8 protein-coding genes and 2 pseudogenes are annotated in these 16,205 nt (G+C 71.4%); 6 read left to right on the top strand and 4 right to left on the bottom strand.

Annotated elements, in window-relative coordinates; translation table 11 throughout:
• Positions 1 to 107 precede the first annotated feature (107 nt).
• From AOK15_RS18345 to AOK15_RS18330, 4 genes are all read left to right on the top strand, one after another.
• The gene (locus tag AOK15_RS18345) at positions 108 to 2,141 is read left to right on the top strand and encodes a flotillin family protein (RefSeq protein ID WP_055518092.1); all 2,034 of its coding nucleotides are present in this window, start codon (positions 108 to 110) and stop codon (positions 2,139 to 2,141) included.
• Positions 2,142 to 2,340: 199 nt separating this feature from the next.
• Positions 2,341 to 7,299, top strand: a complete 4,959-nt coding sequence (locus tag AOK15_RS18340; RefSeq protein ID WP_055518151.1) for a DNA repair ATPase — start codon at positions 2,341 to 2,343, stop codon at positions 7,297 to 7,299.
• Positions 7,300 to 7,369: 70 nt separating this feature from the next.
• Entirely contained in the window at positions 7,370 to 7,549 is a 180-nt protein-coding gene (locus AOK15_RS18335) for a hypothetical protein (RefSeq protein ID WP_055518090.1), read from the top strand.
• Between the two features lie 14 nt (positions 7,550 to 7,563).
• Entirely contained in the window at positions 7,564 to 7,875 is a 312-nt protein-coding gene (locus AOK15_RS18330) for a hypothetical protein (RefSeq protein ID WP_055518088.1), read from the top strand.
• A gap of 25 nt (positions 7,876 to 7,900) precedes the next feature.
• Here the strand turns inward: AOK15_RS18330 and AOK15_RS18325 are convergent, their stop codons facing one another.
• From AOK15_RS18325 to AOK15_RS18315, 3 genes are all read right to left on the bottom strand, one after another.
• A complete protein-coding gene (locus tag AOK15_RS18325; protein ID WP_055518086.1) occupies positions 7,901 to 8,356 on the bottom strand; it encodes a hypothetical protein in 456 nt (151 codons plus the stop codon).
• Between the two features lie 259 nt (positions 8,357 to 8,615).
• Positions 8,616 to 10,550, bottom strand: a complete 1,935-nt coding sequence (locus AOK15_RS18320; RefSeq protein WP_055518084.1) for a potassium channel family protein — start codon at positions 10,548 to 10,550, stop codon at positions 8,616 to 8,618.
• A 213-nt stretch (positions 10,551 to 10,763) separates the two neighbouring features.
• Positions 10,764 to 11,999, bottom strand: a complete 1,236-nt coding sequence (locus AOK15_RS18315) for a cation:proton antiporter (protein WP_055518082.1) — start codon at positions 11,997 to 11,999, stop codon at positions 10,764 to 10,766.
• Between the two features lie 588 nt (positions 12,000 to 12,587).
• Here AOK15_RS18315 and AOK15_RS18310 point away from each other — a divergent pair.
• Both AOK15_RS18310 and nhaA read left to right on the top strand, forming a co-directional pair.
• Entirely contained in the window at positions 12,588 to 13,667 is a 1,080-nt protein-coding gene (locus AOK15_RS18310) for a PucR family transcriptional regulator (RefSeq protein WP_055518079.1), read from the top strand.
• 195 nt (positions 13,668 to 13,862) lie between these two features.
• Positions 13,863 to 15,211 (top strand): annotated as a pseudogene (gene nhaA / locus AOK15_RS18305) (Na+/H+ antiporter NhaA).
• Positions 15,212 to 15,351: 140 nt separating this feature from the next.
• Here nhaA and AOK15_RS18300 read toward each other — a convergent pair.
• Positions 15,352 to 16,205: pseudogene (locus AOK15_RS18300) on the bottom strand (hypothetical protein); the annotation flags it as partial.

Raw genomic sequence — 16,205 nt, 5'->3', positions numbered from 1 at the left:
TGAACTCCCTTCCCGCTCCGGCATGCGCTCCCTCCTGATCTTCTCGATTCCCGATGGCGTCCGGGCCCTCCCGGTCTCGGGACCTTCACCTGCCAAGGATGCTTCTCATGACTGCCATGACCGTGGGCGTCGGTGCCTGCCTGCTCGTAGCGCTGCTCGTCCTGTTCGCCTTCTCCCGACTGTTCCGCAAGGTGGAGCAGGGCAAGGCGCTGATCGTCTCCAAGACGCGGAGGGTCGACGTGACCTTCACCGGGCAGGTCGTTCTGCCCGTGCTGCACAAGGCCGAGGTGATGGACATCTCGGTGAAGACCATCGAGATCACCAGAGCCGGCAAGGAAGGGCTGATCTGCCGGGACAACATCCGGGCCGACATCCGTATCTCGTTCTTCGTGAAGGTCAACAAGACCGTCGAGGACGTCGTCAAGGTCGCCCAGGCCGTCGGTACGGCACGGGCGAGCGACCGGAACACGCTGCAGGAGCTGTTCCACGCGAAGTTCTCCGAGGCGCTGAAGACCGTCGGCAAGCAGCTGGACTTCACGGACCTCTACACCAAGCGCGAGGAACTGCGGTACCGGATCATCGAGGTCATCGGAGTCGACCTCAACGGTTATCACCTGGAGGACGCGGCGATCGACTACCTGGAGCAGACGCCGCTGACCCAGCTCGACCCGGCCAACGTCCTCGACGCGCAGGGCATCCGGAAGATCACCGAGCTGACGGCCGTGGAGCACGTACGCACCAACGAGGCCCAGCGCACGGAGGAGAAGGAGATCACCCGGCAGAACGTGGACGCCCGGGAGACCATCCTGGAGCTGGAGCGGCGTCAGGCCGACGCCGAGATCAAGCAGCGGCGGGAGATCGACACCGTGCGGGCCCGCGAGGAGGCCGAGACGGCGCGGGTGGTGGAGGAGGAGCGGCTGCGGGCGCAGGGCGCGTTCCTGAAGACCGAGGAGCAGCTCGGGATCCAGCGCGAGAACCAGGCCCGTGAGATCGCCGTCGCCGCCAAGAACCGCGAGCGGGTCATCGCCGTGGAGAGCGAGCGCATCGAGAAGGACCGCCTGCTGGAGGTCATCGCCCGGGAGCGGGAGACCCAGTTGACGCGGATCGCCGCCGAGAAGGAGGTCGAGGCGGAGAAGCGGGAGATCGCCGAGGTCGTCCGTGAGCGGGTGGCGGTGGACCGTACGGTCGCCGAGCAGGAGGAGTCGATCAAGAAGCTGCGGGCCGTGGAGGAGGCGGAGCGGAAGCGGCAGGCCGTGATCATCGCGGCCGAGGCGGAGGCCCAGGAGAAGCTGGTCAAGGACATCAAGGCGGCCGAGGCCGCCGAGCAGGCCGCCACCCACCGCGCCGCCGAGGAACTCACCCTGGCCGAGGCCCGGTTGAAGACCGCCGACCTCGACGCACGGGCCAAGCTCCGGCTCGCCGAGGGCGTCCAGGCGGAGACCGCCGCCGAGGGCCTGGCCGCCGTACAGGTCCGAGACAAGGAGGCCGAGGTCATCGAGAAGGCGGGCCGAGCGGAGGCCGAGGCGACCGAGGCGCGCATGCGGGCCGAGGCGGAGGGTACGCGGGCCCAGGCGCTCGCCGAGGCCGAGGCCATCGGCGAGAAGCTGAAGGCCGAGGCCGCCGGCCTCACCGAGAAGGCGGCCGCGATGGCCGCGCTCGACGAGGCGTCCCGCGTCCACGAGGAGTACCGGCTGCGGCTGGCGGCCGAGAAGGACATCCGCCTGGCCGGGCTGGACGTGCAGCGGCAGGTCGCCGAGGCGCAGGCCACGGTGCTCGCCACCGGCCTGGAGAACGCCGACATCAACATCGTCGGCGGGGAGTCGGTCTTCTTCGACCGGCTGGTCGGCGCGATCGCACTCGGCAAGGGCGTCGACGGGTTCGTCCAGCACTCCGAGACGGCACGGGCGCTCGCGGGCCCCTGGCTGGACGGCACGGCGAGCTTCACCGACGACCTCACCCGCGCCCTCGGGTCGGTCTCCACGGCCGACGTACGGGACCTGACCGTCTCCGCGCTGCTGATGAAGCTGATGAAGACGGGCGGCGGCGACTCCGGGGCCCTGCGGCAACTGCTCGACAAGGCGGGTGAGCTGGGTGTCGCGGACACCTCGCTCGCCTCCCTGAACGGCAGCGCGAGGAGCTGACCGGCCGAGCGGACCCAGGGGCACCTCTCCGGGACCGCTCAGCGGTCCGGAGCCGCCGCACAGGGGACGGCGGCTCCGGACCGTGAACCACCGAGCTCAAGACAACGCCCGACCTCCGAGAGGGACCGATCGCATGACCACCGGGACGACGGGTCTGGACACCGGTACACACGAGGCGCTCGACACCGGTACACACGACATGCTCCACACCGGTACACACGACACGCTCGACACAGGTACACATGACGTGCTCCACACCGGTACACACGACACGCTCGACACAGGTACACATGACGTGCTGCGCGACCGGCTCGCCGCGCAGGCCGCTGAACTCGCCCGCCGAACCGAGCTGCTGAACGCCCTCCGCGCCGAGGAGTTCGGCTCGACGCGCCTCGACCTCATCTGCACCGAGCATCTGCGCACCGAGCACGCCTGCGTGCCCCGTGACGTCGTCTCCCTCGGCGACGTGCTGCTCCTCGGCCACAACGCCCCCACCGGTCGGGGGGCCGAGACGGCCGTGAGCGATGTCCTGGCACTGTACGACCGGAACCTGACCCGGCTGCCCGACGACGCCGTTCCCGGCCTGCTCGACGACCCCGACTTCCTGCGGGAGTTCGCGACCCTCCACCGCTACTACCGCCAGGCACGTCTGCTGCGCCTGAACCGCGTCGACGGCAGACTGCTGGCCGTCTTCCGCACCGGTGAGCAGGCCGACGACATCCGCGTCCTGCGCTGGTCCCTCACCGACGACGGACAGACCTCCTTCCTCGACGCACGCGGCGACCGCGACCATGTGCCCCCGCAGGCCCACGACTTCACCTGGACCGAGGCGACTCGTGAGGACCACGTCCTCGGACGTCACCCCCATGTGTCCGTCGAGGGAGAGGTCTTCGTCACGACCGTCGGTGGCGCCCTCACCGTCAAGGCCGAGGACGACACGGAGACGAACGAGGGGATCCACTCCGAGCCGGTCACCGAGCCGTTGCAGTCGCTCGCCGACGCCGGGATCGCGTATGCGAGGGTGGGCGCTCTCATCCTGCTGCGGATCCGCCCCTACAAGGAGGACGACCACCGGTACCTGGTCTTCAACACGCTCACCCGGAGCGTCGTCCGCCTCGACGGCGTCGGGCACGCGTGCCGCCGCCTGCCCGAGGACCAGGGCATCGTCTTCCCCGGCGGCTACTGCCTCGCGACCGGCACGCACAAGACCTTCGACGGCATCGCCGGAACCCCGGACACGACAACCCTCCAGTACGACAGGACGGTCCGCTCGCCCAACGGCGAGGACGTCCTCTTCGCGTTCCACGCACCCGCGGCGGGCCGCAGCCTCCTGCTGCCCTACAACGTCATCCGCAAGGAGATCGCGACCCCGCTGACCTGCCGGGGCTGGACCCTCCTCGCCGACGGCACGCTCGTCCTGCTGCGCGCCGAGGACGACGAGCCGCAGCGCGTCCACCCCGTCCAGCAGTGGAGGTCCCCCTATTTCTCCGACACCCACGCCGCGGCCCGGCCCGTGGGCGGCGGACTGCTCGCCCGTGTCGGCAACGCCGACCTCGTGCGGGGCATCTCCGACTGCCTGTCCATCGCCGGGACGGTCACCCGGACGACCCCGACGAGCGAGGTGTACGAGGCGTTGGTGGCGGCTTGCGTACGGGCCGCCGACTCCTACCACTGGTTGGGGGACCCCGAACTCGGTGATCTGCTGGAGCCGCTCAGGAACGTGCGGGCGACGGCCGAGCAGACGCTGTCCGAGTTCGACGCCGTGCGGACTCTCACCCGGCAGGCCGCCGACACGTTCGGCGAGGCGGCGGACCGGGTCGCGCAGGTCGTGCGCAGACTGCGGGGTGAGAACCCGCGGGGCGCCACCGCCTGGGTGTCCGGCCTGACCGAACTCCGGCAGGCACAGGGGCATCTCCTCACCCTCAAGGACATGCGGTACGCCGACACGGCCCGCATCGACGAACTGGCCACGCACATCGGGTCGGACCTCGCCTCCTTCGGTCGGCGGGCCATCACACAGCTGGCCCGTGAGGACGCCTTCGCCGACCACCACGCGAACGTCGACCGGCTCCTCACGGACGCCGCCGCCGTCGCCACAGTCGCCGAGGCCGCGCCCGTCGCCGCCCGCATCGACGAACTCGCCGACGGGCTCGGCACGGTGACAGAGATCGTCGCCGGACTCGACATCGGGGACCCCACGGTCCGTACGTCCGTCCTGGAGCGGATCGCCGAGGTCCTGGCCGGCGTCAACCGTGCCCGCGCGATCCTGGACGGCCGTCGCCGTGAGCTGCTCGACCGGGAGGGGCACGCGGAGTTCGCCGCCGAGTTCGCCCTGCTCGGGCATGCGGTCACCGGCGCCCTGGCCTCCTCCGACACTCCCGAGGCGTGCGACGAACAGCTCGCCCGCCTGCTGGTACTGCTGGAGAACCTGGAGTCCCGGTTCGCCGAGTTCGACGACTTCCTCGCAGAACTCGCCGGAAGACGCGACGAGATCCAAGAGGCGTTCTCCGCCCGCAAGCAGAACCTCGCCGACGCCCGCGCCCGCCGCGCCGAGCGCCTGGCGGAGTCGGCGGCCCGCGTCCTGCGCACGGTGACCCGCCGCGCCGCCGCCCTCCCCCACGCGGATGCCGTCGCCACGTACTTCACCTCCGACCCGATGCCCACCAAGGTCCGCCGGATCGCCGACGACCTGCGGCAACTCGGCGACCAGGTCCGGGCGGAAGAACTGGAGGGCCACCTCAAGGCTGCCCACCAGGAGGCACTGCGCGCCCTGCGCGACCGCACCGAGCTGTACGCCGACGACGGCCGAACGATCCGCCTGGGCTCCCATCGCTTCGCGGTGAACACCCAGCCGCTCGACCTCACCCTCGTCCCGCACGGCGACGGCCTGGCCTTCGCGATCACCGGCACCGACTACCGCTCCCCGGTCACCGACCCCGCCTTCGCCGCGACCCGGCCGTACTGGGACCGCCCACTGCCGTCGGAGTCGCCCGATCTCTACCGGGCCGAACACCTCGCCGCCCGACTGCTCGACGAACACGGCCCCACGGCCCTGGCCGAGGCCGACCTGCCCGCCCTCGTGCGCCAGGCGGCTGGGGAGGCGTACGACGAGGGGTACGAGCGCGGAGTCCACGACCACGACGCGATCCTGATCCTCACCGCGCTGCTCCGCCTGCACGAGGGAGCAGGACCCCTCCGCCACGAGCCCGCGGCCCGCGCGACCGCCCAGCTGTTCTGGGCCCACGGCACCACGGCCGAAGAGCGCGAGGCATGGACCCGCCGGGCGGTGTCACTGGCCCGCGCGCGCGAGACGTTCGGGCTCGCGCCGGCGATCGCCGACCTGCGCGCGGAGTGGGCGGAAGCGATCGGCGGAGAATCCGCGGACGTCGCCTCGTCCTACCTCTTCGATGAACTCACCAGCGGCCCCGCCGGCTTCGTCATCAGCACCGGCGCCCGCACCCTGCTCGACAAGTTCCGCCGCACGGTGGCCGTACCGGCGTACGACGACGACATCACCGCTCTCGACGACCTCGGGGCCCGTCGGCAGCTGGTCGAGACGTGGTTGTCCTCGTACGCCGCGTCGACCGGTACGGACCTCTCACCAGGCGATCTGGCGGAGGCGGTCGCCGCCGAGCTGTGCCCCGACCTGGCCCGCCACGAATCCGACGCGCCCCTCACCGAGACGGTCGGCGGGCTGCTCGGCTCCCACCCCCGCGTCGCCGGCGGCACACTCACGGTCCGCGTCGACGAACTCCTCGCCCGGACGTGGGCGTTCCGGACCCGCGAGGTACCCGCCCACCGGGCCTACCAGCGTCAGCGCAACGCCCTGGCGGCCGCCGAACGCACCCGGCTCCGCCTGGACGAACACCGCCCGCAGATCATGTCCGCTTTCGTCCGGGGCCGACTCGTCGACGAGGTGTACCTGCCGCTCGTCGGGGACAGCCTGGCCAGGCAACTCGGCACCACCGGCGGGAGCAGGCGCACGGACACCGGCGGCCTGCTGCTGCTCGTCTCCCCGCCCGGCTACGGCAAGACGACACTCGTCGAGTACGTCGCCGACCGGCTCGGACTGATGCTGGTGAAGATCAGCGGACCCGCTCTCGGCCACGCGGTGACCTCGCTCGACCCCGCCGAGGCCCCCGACGCCACCGCCCGCCGGGAGATCGAGAAGATCAACTTCGCGCTGGAGGCGGGCAACAACACCCTCCTGTACCTCGACGACATCCAGCACACCTCGCCCGAACTGCTGCAACGGTTCATCCCGCTGTGCGACGCCACCCGTCGTATCGACGGGGTGCGCGACGGTGAGCCGCGCACATACGACCTGCGCGGCAAACGCTTCGCTGTCTGTATGGCAGGAAACCCCTACACCGAGTCCGGCAGCCGCTTCCGTGTCCCCGACATGCTCGCCAACCGGGCCGACGTCTGGAACCTCGGAGACGTCCTCACGGGCAAGGAGGACGCCTTCGCGCTGAGCTTCATCGAGAACGCCCTCACCGCCAACCCCGTCCTCGCCCCGCTCGCGGGCCGTGACCGCACCGACCTCGACCTGCTGATCCGGCTCGCCGGGCACGACCCGACGGCCCGCGCCGACCGGCTCACCCACCCGTACGCCCCCGCCGAGCTGGAACGGATCGTCGCGGTGCTGCGCCACCTGCTCGCGATCCGCGAGGCGGTCCTGACGGTGAACGTCGCGTACATCGCCTCCGCCACACAATCGGACATCACTCGCACCGAGCCGCCGTTCCAGTTGCAGGGCTCCTACCGCAACATGAACAAGATCGCCCAGCGCGTCCAGCCGGTCATGAACGACGCCGAGCTGGCCGCCCTGATCGACGACCACTACACGGCCGAGGCCCAGACCCTCACCACCGGGGTCGAGTCCAACCTGCTCAAGCTGGCCGAACTGCGGGGCACGCTCACGCCGGAACAAGCCGCCCGCTGGGCGGAGCTGAAAGCGGCGTATGCCCGATCCCAGGCCCTGGGCGGCCCCGAGGACGACCAGCTCACCCGCGCGGTCGCCGCCCTCGGCCTCCTCGCCGACCGGATCGCCGCCGTGGAGTCGGCCATAGCCAAGGCCGCCGACCCACGCACCCTGCCCGCGCGTCCGAAAGCCCGGCACGCGGCACACTCCGACCGCGACACCGAGGCGCACTGAGATGCCCATGGCATATGCGGTACGTTGCGCGGAACCAATGACACCTCGTCGCCTTCCCTGGAGTCGCCCGATGGACAGTCTGCCGACCCGCCGCACCGCGACGCGTCGGCTCGTGGCCGCCGGCGCGACGCTCACACTCTGCGGCGTGGTCCTGTGGGTGCTGCCCGGACCCGGTCTTCCCGTACTGCTGCTCGGCATCGTCTGTCTCGCGATCGCCGGAGCGCTTCGGCTGACCGACCGGCCCTGGTGAGAGAAGGACCCGACGTGCACGGCAACCCGCTCTACCACTGGATCGCTCTGGCCGCCGCCGGCGTCCTGATGCTGCTGCCGGCGATCGCGATCCTGAGGGGCTGGGTCCCGCCGTGGATGCGACGCCGGTACACCGGGGGGCTGCGGTCCCGCGCCTACGCACTTCTCTGCTTGTTCGGTGGCATGGTGGCCAACGGGGTCCCCCGACTGGCGAACGCCTCGTACGACGTGGTCATGGTTGCCGGGCTGGTCGGTATCGGGTTCTACGGGCTCGCGGCCGTTCTGTTCGTCCTGTCCGCGATCAAGGACAGCCGGGCTTCGGGCTGACGGTTCGGATCCCGGCTCGCCGCTGTCAGAAGATCAGACTCGTCAAGGCGACGATCCCCAGGGCCAAGGGTGACCACACGGCGAACGGTGTGCCTCTGAGACGCCGGTCCGGATCCGTACCCGGCCGCAGAGGGGGGTGGCGGGCCATGATCGTCAGGATGTCTGCTGCCCCTTGGCCGGCGGCGGGGCGGCCGAGGATCCGGTTCAGCCAGGCAGGGCCGTACAGTCCGGCCGTCGGTTGCGCGTGGCCGTCGAAGAACTCCAGCAGTCCGTCCCGCCGCATGTCCACGCGGCTGACCTGCTGCCACGGAAGGAACGTGACGGTCCGGAACCGCCGTATCCACACACCACTGCGGCCTGCGGTGACGCGCCACATCCCCAGGCGGCACGCCATCCACGTGGCGACCAGGGTCGCCCACCCCAGGAAGATCCAGTCCCCCGGAGTGCTGTCGGCCTTTTCCTCGACGACAGGACGGACCACGAACCACAGGAACTGACCACACCAAAGGATCGCGAGGACACGTCCTCCCCGTCCGGCCCGCCAGCTCGGCGGCGCGGCGGGCGGGGCTGTCTCCTGAGCCAACACGGTGAGCCGCTGTTCGCGGATCCGATGGCGCTGCCGTCGGGCGTCTCGGCGCGCGGCGCGCGGCGCGCCGGGCCCGCGTGTACGGGGCGCGGCCGGAACTGTTCACAGGATGCCTCCGAGACTGGTCGCTGCCGGGTGCTGATCGGTGTCGGCCTCAGAAGCCGGGGGACTGCGTCCGGACGCGTGGCCGCCGTCCGAGGAGTTCGGCCAGGCCTTGCCGGGTCGTGGCGAGAACCACCCGGTCCTGCGGGCGCAGCACGTACCCGGGGTGTGGCTCCCACACGAGGCCGGCGGGCCGCCCGGTGTCGTCGTGGTCCGGGGTGGTGGCGAGGTCGGGGAGGCGGTCGTCGGGGGCGGCGGTGTCCAGGGCGAGGACGCGCCAGGCGCCGGGGCGGAAGGACTCGGCGACGGTGCGGCCTTCCAGCTGTGGGTGCCCGGCGACGTTCAGTGCCGCGAAGAGCAGGACACGCCGCTCGACGGGGATGGCGCCGAGGATCTGGCGGCCCATCATGGCGCCGGCGAAGGCGGGCGCTGCGAGGGTGGAGACGCTGCGGCTGCGGGTGAGTGCGTGGGGGTGGGCGGCGCGAAGAGTGCGGTGGACGGCGGTGGCGAAGTCGTCGTCGTACAGACGCAGGGCCACCCGCAGACGGGCCGCGACGGAGCGGGCGTACAGGGCGGCTTCGAGGTTGGTGGTGTCGCTGCTGGTGAGGGCGAGCAGGGCGTGGGCGCGGTCGACACCGGCGGCTTCCAGAACGCCTTCCTGGGTGACGTCGCCGACGACGGTCGGCACACGCAGGCGGCGGGCGAGCGGGATACCGCGTGCCTCCGGATCCTCTTCGACGCACACCACGGGTATGCCCAGCTCGTGCAGCCGGGACAGGACGCGGGTGCCGATCTTGCCGAGGCCGAGCAGCACGATGTGGCCGGACAGGGAGCGGGGCGGGCGGCGCAGCGCGGACGCGGTGCGGAAGGTGCCGAACGCCTCCAGCGCGGCGGCGAGCAGTACGGGCAGGAACAGCAGCCCGGCCAGACCGGCGAGGAGCTGGAGCACCTGACGGCTCGTGGGTTCGTCGAGGGCGGGGTCGTTGATGGCGAACAGGTCGAGCAGGGTGAGGTAGGCGGCGTGCAGCGGGTGGCCGTCGATGGTCAGGGAGGTGGCGACGGCCAGAGCCAGCACACAGGTCACCAGTCCTGCCAGAGTCCAGCGCAGTCGGGCCGGGAACAGGGTGGTGAGCGGCCACCCTCGTCCGGCCAGGCGGCCTGGTGGGGGAGCGGTGCCGGTGTGCGTGACGGTCTCCAGGACGACCGTGCCGCGTCCGGTGGCGGCGGCCACGGTCTCGTCGTCGGGCAGCAGCGTCGGCCCTTCCCGGCCGCTGGCGTCCGAGCCCTCCGCACCGGCCGGGTCGTCGGTGGTCGACGACAGCAGGGCGAGTGTGCACAGACCGGGGTCGGCCACCTCGCCCGCAGCCGGGGGTGTGCGTTCCACCGCGCGCAGCAGCAGTCCGTCGGCCTGGACGACCTTGCTGGTGCCCGCCACGGCGGTGGCCGCGAGGGCGGGAGCGGCGGTGTCCGCGTCCGACAGGACGGTGGTGGAGGTGTCCAGGGCCGCCGGGTCCAGGCCGGGGACGGCCAGGGCGGCGGCCTGGTCGAGGAGTTCCTCCAAGTGCTGGCCGAGCTTGCGGTTGTAGAGTCGTATGACCAGGCGCAGCCGGGGGTTGAGCCGGCGGGCCACGAGCGCGGCACGGATGTTGGCCTCGTCGTCCTCATGGACCAGAGCCAACGCGGCCGCCCCACCTACCCCTGCCTCGGCCAGCACACCCTCGTCCAGCTCGGGGGCTTCGAGCACGCGTGGCGCGTCCGTGCCGGCGTCCGCGCGCCCGATCACGGACTGCACCCGGCCCAGCAACGCCGAGGCACGTGCCCGTGCGACGGTGCCGGTCCCGGGCGCCGGAGGTACGACCAGGGTGACCCGCTCCCGGTACACCGAGGTGAGTTCACCGGCCAGCCGCTCGGCCAGTGCGTCGTCACCGCACACGATCATGTGCCCTGATCCGGGAGCCTGCCTTGAGCGCTGCGGGAACACCGTCATGCGGCACCTCTTCTCTGACAGGGAGCGGGGCGGGGGTGCGTGGACGCACGACGCCGGCCGACCGTGGTTTTCGGCGGTGCGAGTGCGAGTGCGAGGGCCGGGACGCGCTCGGCGGCGACCAGCGGGCCCGCGGTCCTGGGGCTGCCGGGAGGCAGCCAGTCCGCGAGGGCGGGGTCTTCGTCGGTGGTGATGTGCGGGTAGGGCTCGGCAAGGTCACGCGCCAACACGGTCGGCTCCATGGGAGGCGTGCGGGGTGTCGGCACCGGACGGGACACCCGCGAGGTCGTCGACGTGGAAGAGGCGGGCGATCGGTACGTCGGTGGAGCTGTGCGCGACGATCGAGAAGGCGATGCACACGGCGATGAGGGTGAAGGCCTCCTCGCCCTGCGGGATCCCGGCCTGGAGGACGAGGAGTCCGTACACCACCGAGGCGAAGCCCTTCGGTCCGAACCAGGCCGCGACCAGTTTCTCCTGACGGGTGAAGCGTGTGCCGAGCAGCGAGAGCAGCAGCGACGCGGGGCGGATCAGCACGATCGCAAGGATCACCGCGACGTACCCGCCGACCGACAGGTCCCCGAACAGTTGCGGGGTCAGCAGGGCCCCGAACACCAGCAGCGCCGCGAACTTCGCCAGCTCCGCCAGAGCCTCGCCCAGCGGCTCGAACGACTCCTTCGCCTCCAGCGAGCGCGCGGTGAGCACGGCGCCCGCGGAGAACGCGGCGAGGTAGGGGTTCGCGTGGGTGAGGTGGCAGACCGCGTAAAGGATCACACCGATCGCCAGCGGCAGCAGCGGCTGCAGTTTGGGCTCGGCGCCCAGCAGCCGGAACCGCACGAGCTCGATGACGACGAAGGGCAGGGCGAGGCCGAAGGACAGACCGAGGAGCAGCTCCAAGGCGATCTTCCCGAGGTCGGCCTCGGCGTGGCCGGAGGTCGGCCCGGCCGCCGCGATCAGGACCAGCACGACAGGCAGGGCGAGCCCGTCGTTGATGCCGCTCTCCACGTTCAGCAACTGCCGTAGCTTCGCGGGGACTTCCTTGCGGCCGACGATCGCGGAGGCGAAGACCGGGTCGGTCGGCGCGAGCACGGCCCCGACCAGGAACGACGTCGTCCAGTCCAGTCCAGCGAGGTAGTGCGTGATCAGCGCCGTTCCGACGAACGCCAGCGGCATGCCCAGCCCCAGAGCGCGGGCCGGGTTGCGCCAGTTCGCCCGCAGCTTGGGGAGGGAGACGTGCATGCCGTCGGTGAACAGAACCGCGAACAGCGCCAGATCCGCCGTCACCGACACGATCTCGCTGTCCGGCGAGATGTGGATCCAGCCGAGGAAGCCGTCGCTGACGAGAGCGCCGCCGACCAGAAAGAGCAGCGACGTCGACAGCACCGTGCGTGCGGCCAGACCCGACAGCAGCACCGCGATCAGCAGCGCCACCCCGAAAACCACGACGAGCACCATGAACAGGACCCCCGATCGGCGAAAAGAGCTCTCCCAGAACCGCCGACCAGACTTCCCGGCACACCGTGGGCACCCTACACATTCCTTACGCCGCGTCGACAGGCCCTTGGCGCGCAGCCACGCGACTCCCTTCGTTGCCGGAACCAGGCAGTGCGCGCTCCCCTGGACGGGGTTCGGGAAGAGGTGCCGTTCCTGCCGTGGCAGGGGACGGGCGAGGGCCCGGTTGACGCCGATCCTCCGCATGGCGGACCGGACGACGGCGCTACGGAAGTCGAGGGCCCGCCTCGCAGCCGCACCACCCCATGCCCCCGAGCCGGCGCGGAAGGGGGACTGTCGACGGCGGAAACGGAACAGGTGCACCGGAACCTCCGGGGGCAGGCCGACATGGCCGCCGACCAGACGTCCCGGCACATCTGGCCGCAGCCTGCGCGTCGCGTCGCGTCGCGTCGCCCGCGCGCGCTCGGCGGTCTCGTTCCCTCCGGTGCCTTGTTGCCGGGGACAGGCAGCGGTCCCGGCACCGGCCGGAGTACGCTCCTGCGACCGCGCGTCAGGACGACGTCGGTGACACATTCGATACGGGGGATCCGCATGGCGGGACGGGACGCGTCCGAAAGGCTTGTGGGATACGAGGCCTACCTGGAGGGATACGCCGGCATCCTCGCCGACGCCTCGGCGACGGGCCGCCGACTTTCCAGGGAGGAGCTGGCTTCGCGTCGTGCCCTGGGTGAACAGGCGGCCGACGCCGGGGTCGGGTTGCGTGCCCTGGTCGGCGCCCACATGGCGGCCACCCGGGCACACTGGCCCACCGCGAGCGGAGCATCCGCGGACGATGTGCTGTCCGCTGCCGCGCAGGCTCTTGACGCGTTCGCGGAGGGCTACGAACGGGCCCAACGGCATGCCGTACGCCAGGAGGAGGCCGCCCGCCGGGAGTTCATCGACGACCTGCTGTACGGCCGCAGTGACCTGGGCCGACTCGCCCAGCGTGCGGAACGCTACGGGCTGAGGCTGTCGTACGAGCACGCGGTGGCCGTGGCCCGCGGCACGGCCGCCTACGAGGAGGGCGACCTGGTGCTTCGGGAGGTGGAGCGCGCTCTGATAGGGCGGTTCGGCGACCGCAGTGTCCTCCTCACGACCAAGGACGGCCGACTGGTCTGCGTCGCCCCGGGCGACCAGGAGGACGTGCTCGCGTACTTCGCCAAGCAGGCGTTCGCCGCGACGGCCGGCGGACAGGTGGGGATCGGCCGCCCGCACGCCGGACCGGCCGGCGTCGTCCAGTCGTACGAGGAAGCTCTGAACGCCCTCGATCTGTCCGAACGCCTGGAACTCGACGATCCCGTGTTGCGCGCCGCGGACCTCCTCGTCTACCCCGTCCTCACCCGTGACCGGCAGGCCATGGCCGACCTGGTGGAAAGCGCCCTCGGCCCGCTGCGCCAGGCCCGCGGCGGCGCCCAGCCGCTCCTCGACACCCTGACCGCTTACTTCGACTGCGGGTGCGTCTCCGCGGAGGCGGCGCGACGGCTGTCGCTGAGCGTGCGCGCCTTCACCTACCGCCTGGAGCGCATCCACAAGCTCACCGGTGCCGACCCGTCCGATCCGGTGCACCGCTACGCCCTCCAGACCGCGGTGATCGGGGCCCGGCTGCTGGACTGGCCGACCAAGCCTCTCTGACGTGGCTCGCGGGGGTGTCCAAACGTGGCGATGATCGCATCCGACCGCCCGCATCAGGAGCGCCCGGGGCGCATGCCCGGAGCCGAGGCGGTTACTGTGTAAAGAACGCGTCAAGGGCGCGGGGTGTGCCGGGAAGTCTGGTCGGCGTCGAAGGGGCACGTATGCCCGGAACCGATGCTGTGGAGGTCTTCCCGGATGTGCGCCGCCCGCCGTGAGCGTTCTGTCTTCCTCGCTCTGCTGCCCTGGCCGGAGCGGATGCGGGTGGCCCGTGCCCTGCGTACGGAGACGGTCGGCGGACTGGTTCTGCTGGCGGCGGCCGTGGTGGCGCTGGGGTGGGCGAACACCCCGTGGAGCGGTGCTTACGAGCAGCTGCGCGACGCGCACTTCGGGATTGCGGCGCTCGGCCTGGACCTGTCCGTGGGGCACTGGACGGCGGACGGGCTGCTGACGGTGTTCTTCCTGGTCGCCGGCATCGAACTGAAACGTGAACTGGTGGTCGGCGAACTCCGGACGCCGGCCACGGCCGCCCTCCCCGTGGTCGCGGCTGTGTGCGGCATGGCGGTCCCCGCCGGTGTGTACCTGGCCACCGTCGGACTCGGCGGCGGCAGCACCGAGGGCTGGGCCGTGCCCATGGCCACCGACATCGCGTTCGCGCTCGCCGTCCTCGCGGTGCTCTCCACCCACCTGCCGTCCGCCCTGCGAGCTTTCCTGTTGACCCTGGCCGTGGTCGACGACCTGGGCGCCATCCTGGTGATCGCGGTCTTCTTCACCAGCGACCTGAACCCGGTCGCCCTCGCCGGGGCCGTGGCCGGACTGGTGGTCTTCCACCTGCTGCAGCGCTTCCGGGTGCGCGGCTGGTGGTGGTACGTGCCGCTGGGCCTGGTGATCTGGGCGCTGATGTACAACGGCGGAGTGCACGCCACGGTGACAGGTGTGGCCATGGGGCTGATTCTCCGCACCACCCCCCCCACGAGGGCGAGGACGCCTCTCCCGGTGAGCGGACCGAGCACCTGTTGCGGCCGGTCTCCGCCGGGGTGGCGGTGCCGCTGTTCGCGCTCTTCGCCGCCGGGGTGAGCGTGTCGAGTGACGGGCTGGGGCAGGTGTTCACCCGTCCGGAACCGCTGGGAGTCGTCCTCGGACTGGTGCTGGGCAAGACGGTGGGTATCTTCGCCGGTACCTTTCTCGCGGCCCGCTTCACGCGGGCCCGTCTCAACCCCGAGCTGGCCTGGGCGGATGTATTCGCCCTCGCGGTACTGGCCGGAATAGGGTTCACCGTCGCCCTGCTCATCGGTGAACTCGCTTTCACCGATCCGGCCGCCGCCGAGCACATCAAGGCGGCCGTCCTCATCGGCTCTCTGACCGCCGCGACGGTCGCGGCCCTGTTGATCAAACGCCGCAACGGCATCTACCGCCGCCTGGTGGAAGCCGAGAACCGCGACGAGGACGCCGACGGCATCCCCGACGTCTACCAACGCGCCGTCCTCGGTGACGACGGTGCGGAAACAAGGGCAGCCGGAGGTCCGTCGTCCTCGCGGCGCCAGTAGTACCCGGAACCCGGACCTCGACGGGAGCCCGGTCGATCAGCAGCCGCAGCCGGTCGTAAGAGGCCGCGCCGAGCCACCGCGCGTCCGCATCTCGGGCGGCTCGCGTCCGGTGGAGGACAGTGACCGGTGGACCGGGGCCCCTACCAGCCGGTCAGGAGCAGGTGGTTGAGGAGCAGCGCGACGGCGGCCTGAGCGGCCAGCCAGGCGCGGCGCCGGGGGAGGAAGGCTCCCGCCGCGAGGAGCCACACCGCGAAGGGCAGCCAGATCCGTTCGGTTTCCGCCTTGCTCATTCCCGACAGGTCGGCGACGAGAAGTGCGGTACAGGCGACGAGCACCAACAGGGCCAGGCGGACTTCGGGGGTGTGCCGGGACATGATCCGGACGGGCCAGGAGCCTTCGCGCGGCCGGAGCCGCTCGCGCTCCCGGACGAGTACCGCCACGGACCGCCGCAGCCCCGCCACCGTGGCCGGCCCCACCACCAGCACGGTGCAGGCGAGGTTCGCCCACACCCAGTAGCCGTAGGGCCGGAACCCGCCCGCCCCTTGGTAGTAGCGTTCGACGAGCAGGTGGTACGCCTCCCACCAGTCGAAGCCCGCGAGCGTGAACGCCAGCGGTACGACGGCCACTCCCGCAAACAGGAAGGGCAATGCCCTGAGCCGGTTCCGCCCGAGCACGAGCACGCCCGTCCCGATCACCGCGAACAGCGTGAGCCCGTACGACAGATAACAGGTCAGACCGAACAGCAGGCCGGCGCCCAGCGCGGCGGCCCCCGACCGGCGTGTCGTCCGTGTTGTCACCGCGAGTGCGAGCAGGGCCACGAACCACGCGGCGACGGCCGCGAAGTAGCCGTCGGCCGACGTTCCCATCCACACGGCGGCAGGCGCGAGTGCCAGGAAGGGCGCCGCCCGGCGGGCCAGGGCCTCGTCGGCCAGGGCCCGTGCGGTGACGAGGACGGCGACCGCCGTGGTCGCCCCGACGGCGATGACCCACACCC

This window comes from Streptomyces ossamyceticus (assembly GCF_001418475.1).
GTDB lineage: Bacteria > Actinomycetota > Actinomycetes > Streptomycetales > Streptomycetaceae > Streptomyces > Streptomyces ossamyceticus.
This window is presented reverse-complemented; position numbering and strand designations above follow the sequence as displayed.

Coding starts and splice junctions, on each gene's coding strand:
- AOK15_RS18345 (WP_055518092.1), top strand. CDS start 108: ATGACTGCCATGACCGTGGGCGTCGGTGCCTGCCTGCTCGTAGCGCTG.
- AOK15_RS18340 (WP_055518151.1), top strand. CDS start 2,341: ATGCTCCACACCGGTACACACGACACGCTCGACACAGGTACACATGAC.
- AOK15_RS18335 (WP_055518090.1), top strand. CDS start 7,370: ATGGACAGTCTGCCGACCCGCCGCACCGCGACGCGTCGGCTCGTGGCC.
- AOK15_RS18320 (WP_055518084.1), bottom strand. CDS start 10,550: ATGACGGTGTTCCCGCAGCGCTCAAGGCAGGCTCCCGGATCAGGGCAC.
- AOK15_RS18315 (WP_055518082.1), bottom strand. CDS start 11,999: ATGGTGCTCGTCGTGGTTTTCGGGGTGGCGCTGCTGATCGCGGTGCTG.
- AOK15_RS18310 (WP_055518079.1), top strand. CDS start 12,588: ATGGCGGGACGGGACGCGTCCGAAAGGCTTGTGGGATACGAGGCCTAC.